The following is a 1,770-nucleotide window of genomic DNA, read 5'->3' on the forward strand; positions in this document are numbered from 1 at the left end:
CGCCGCTTTTCCTTTTACAGCCCTAGCCGTTGCTTGACGGCCAGCACCGCGCAGGCCACCAGGAAGATGGTCAGCGCCAGCTGTCCCCACAGCAGATTGTAGGAGATATTCTCCTTGTCCTTGCGCCGCCCCTCCAGCACGGAGAAGGAGTTGAAAATTCCCACCACGCCGAAGGCAACGGCCACCAAGTCCGCCGGCAGCTCCAGCCCCATCGCCAGCAGGGCCAGGTACAGCACGAATCCCAACCCCGTGGCGATAGCTCCGTTGTTCATCTGTTTCTTGGTCTGAAACAGCAGACCCTTTCTCTTGTCGTTCATCTTGCTCCCGCTTTCGTATCAATATCCGTTGACGATGACATCCAGAACCTTGGCGGCCACGCCGCCCGCCACAGAGGACCCGCCGCCGCCGTTCTCCACCAGCACCACAAAGGCGTAAGGCGTCTCCTCCCCCCGGAGGAAGCCGGTGAACCAGGCGTGGGGCGTCTGGCCCTCCCCCACCTCAGCGGTGCCAGACTTGGCGCAGATGTCCATATTGGGAAAGCGGCTGGCGCCGTAAGACTGGGTCACGTTGTTGGCCATCAGGTCCGCCAGCGCAGCCGCCGTATCGGCAGAAATCAGCGTGCCGGTCCTGGTGGTGAAGTGGGGCAGGGACGGCAGACCCAGGGCGCTCTCGGTCCGGAGGATCAGATACGGCTCCGCCGCCTTGCCGCCGTTTGCGATGGCGCCCATGTAGATCATCAGCGCCGCCGGGTTCACCTGGTCGTGGTACTGTCCCACGCCGGCCCAGCCCAGCTGACCGTCGGTGATGTTGTCAAAGTCAAAGGAGCCCTTTGCCGTAGGCAGGCCGCTAATGGAATAGCTGCCGGTCAGGCCCGCCTGCTCCGTGTACTTCTCCAGAGTGCCCGGCCCCAGCTCCTGGGCGATCTGGGCGAAGGCCACGTTGCAGCTGTTGGCGAAGGCGGAGGCGATGTCCTGCTCCCCGTGGGTGCCGGAGCAGATGATGGTCTCGTCCCCCATCTGGACGCTGCCGGAGCAGGTCCAGGTCCGATCCGCCAGGTCTGGGATATCCTCCAGAGCCGCCGCCAGGGTCACGGTCTTGTACACGGATCCCGGCGTGAAAGTAGAGGATAGGAAACGGTTCAGATAGGCGCCCTTGTACCGGTCGTTGGTGGTGATGTCCTCCGGCACGTTCAGGGGGTCGTAGCTGGGGGCTGAGACCATACACAGAATCTCTCCGGTTTCGTAGTTGTAGACCGCCACGGTGCCGGACTTGCCGCCAAGCGCCTCATAGGCGGTATAGTTATACCGGGCGTCAATGGTCAGATACAGATCGTTCCCCCGCTGGGCGCCGAAGGCGCCGTTCAGCAGGCTGTACCCGGTCAGCTTGTCGGCAAAGGCGTTCAGGGCCCCGGTGCCGATATTGCCCTGCAGGTCCCCCACCGCATGGAGAGTGGCCTTGCGGACGGTGGCATTGTCGTAATAGGTGCGCTGTCCGTCCACCACCTCGGAGAGCACGTCCCCGTCCCGGTCCAGCACCGTGCCGCTGGCAAGCTGGCCGCTGCTGTTGTACAGGTGGCGGTTGAAGGCGGAGGACGCCCAGCTGCCGCCGTCCAGGAAGTATTTCACCAGGAAGAATCCCAGGCCCGCCGCCAGCAGCAGCGCCAGCGCCAGACAGACAAAGGCCCGCCGCTCAATTTTCTTCATGGCGTTCCTCCTTTTCCGTGCCGAAGGGGTCCCCTATCGGCTCCACCCGCCGGCGGGCCGCCTGGGT

2 protein-coding genes are annotated in these 1,770 nt (G+C 63.9%); both read right to left on the minus strand.

Annotated features, from left to right (window positions below):
* Positions 1-14 precede the first annotated feature (14 nt).
* Complete coding sequence (locus HMPREF1546_RS16035; RefSeq protein WP_021748572.1) at positions 15-317, minus strand: hypothetical protein; 303 nt, start codon at positions 315-317, stop codon at positions 15-17.
* 18 nt (positions 318-335) lie between these two features.
* The gene (locus HMPREF1546_RS16040) at positions 336-1,703 is read right to left on the minus strand and encodes a penicillin-binding transpeptidase domain-containing protein (RefSeq protein WP_021748573.1); all 1,368 of its coding nucleotides are present in this window, start codon (positions 1,701-1,703) and stop codon (positions 336-338) included.
* Positions 1,704-1,770: the final 67 nt, after the last annotated feature.

The sequence above is a fragment of the Oscillibacter sp. KLE 1745 genome (assembly GCF_000469445.2).
In the GTDB taxonomy this organism is placed as follows: domain Bacteria; phylum Bacillota; class Clostridia; order Oscillospirales; family Oscillospiraceae; genus Oscillibacter; species Oscillibacter welbionis.